2 protein-coding genes are annotated in these 1,623 nt (G+C 64.4%); both read left to right on the plus strand.

From position 1 onward, the window contains the following. Positions 1 to 716, plus strand: a 716-nt coding sequence (locus CUC53_RS18410) for an exonuclease SbcCD subunit D C-terminal domain-containing protein (protein ID WP_201796805.1), incomplete at its 5' end; no start/stop codon positions are given. A gap of 85 nt (positions 717 to 801) precedes the next feature. Continuing rightward, on the plus strand, positions 802 to 1,623 hold an 822-nt coding region (locus CUC53_RS18415), incomplete at its 3' end, for an AAA family ATPase (protein WP_157798336.1).

A 1,623-nucleotide genomic window follows, 5' to 3' on the forward strand; every position in this document is an offset into this window, starting at 1 on the left:
AGGTGCTGGCCGGAGGGCGCGCCCGCTGCGGGGAGGATCTGCCACTCATCGCCATGGGCCATGCCTATCTGGCGGCGGACCAGCCCTCCGAGCTGTCGGAACAGCGGGTGCTCGGCGGCAACCAGCACGCCCTGCCTGCCGAACTCTTTGCCGGTGCAGACTACACGGCGCTCGGCCACCTCCATCTGGCCCAGAGCCCGGCCGAGGGAGTGCACTACAGCGGTTCGCCGCTGCCGCTCTCGCTTGCCGAAGCCAACTACAACCATCAGGTGCTGGAAGTGACCTTTGCAGAGGGGAAACTGGCTGGGCTGGAGCGGATCCCGGTGCCCCGCGCGGTGGAGATGATCCGCCTGCCCCAGAGCAGCCTCAACGACGCGCTGAACGCCATCGCATCGCTCGAGCTGCCCGCCAGTCCACAAGAAGCACAACCCTTCCTCGAAGTACGGCTGCTGCTGCCCAAGCCCGAGGCCCGCATCCGCGAACGGATTCTGGCAGCCATCGCCGACAAACCGGTGCGTCTGGCCCGCATCAGCACCCAGTATCAGGGCTCGGGCGAAGGGCTGGCCGATGGTCGCGAGCGGCGCAGGCTCGATGAGCTCTCCCCCACTGAGGTGTTTCGCCTCTGCTATCAGCGCCAGTTCGAAGGGGAGCCCGAGGCGGGGTTGGTTGCCTCGTTTGAAGAGATCCTGGAGCAGGTGAAGGAGTCAAACCAATGAAAATCTTGGCCCCATCCGGTGAGAGTCTGGGCAGAGCCAACCTCCCTGCGAAGAAAGCGGCACGGATGAAGGAGTGCAATTCACAATGAAAATCTTGTCTCTGTCTGGTGAGAATCTGGCCAGTCTGACCGGCCCCTTCACCATCGACTTTACCAAGGGGGCGCTCGGCGCTGCCGGTCTGTTTGCCATCACCGGTAACACAGGTGCCGGCAAGAGCACCCTGCTCGACGCCATTTGTCTCGCCCTCTACGACGAGATGCCGCGCTTTATCGCCAATCGCAAAAACGTGGCCGAAGTGGGCCGCATGGATGATGAAGAGAAGCTCAAGGCCAACGACGTACGCGGCATCCTCAGCCGCGGCCATGCCAGCGGCTTTGCCGAGGTGCAGTTTCGTGGCTGCGATGGCCGCATCTGGCTGGCCCGCTGGGCGGTGCGCCGGGCGCGCAACCGCTCGGAGGGGCGCTTTCAGGCGCAAGAGCGAACCCTGACCGATGTGGAGTCCGGGCAGGTCTTCTCCGGCAGCAAACGGGAGCTGCAGGATCGCATTGACGAGCTGGTGGGTCTCTCCTGGGAGCAGTTTCGCCGCGCGGTGATCCTGCCGCAGGGGGAGTTTGCCGCCTTTCTCAAATCGGATGCCAACGAGCGCTCCGCCCTGCTCGAACGGATGACAGGCACCGAGCTCTACTCCGCCATCTCCATCCAGACCTATGAACGGGCGCGGGAAGAGCAGCAGAAGCTGGCCACCATCGCCCAGCGCCTCGGCGACGTGGCGCTGATGGACGAAGCGACCCGCGAGCATTGGGTAAGCCAGCAGGTGAGCCTCTCCACCACCCTCAAGCACGAGCAGCAACAGCAGCAGCTGATGCAGGACTTGCGCGACCTCAATAGCCGCATTGCCGCCCAGCTG

Origin of the sequence: Aeromonas cavernicola (assembly GCF_002795305.1) — a bacterium.
In the GTDB taxonomy this organism is placed as follows: Bacteria; Pseudomonadota; Gammaproteobacteria; order Enterobacterales; family Aeromonadaceae; genus Aeromonas; species Aeromonas cavernicola.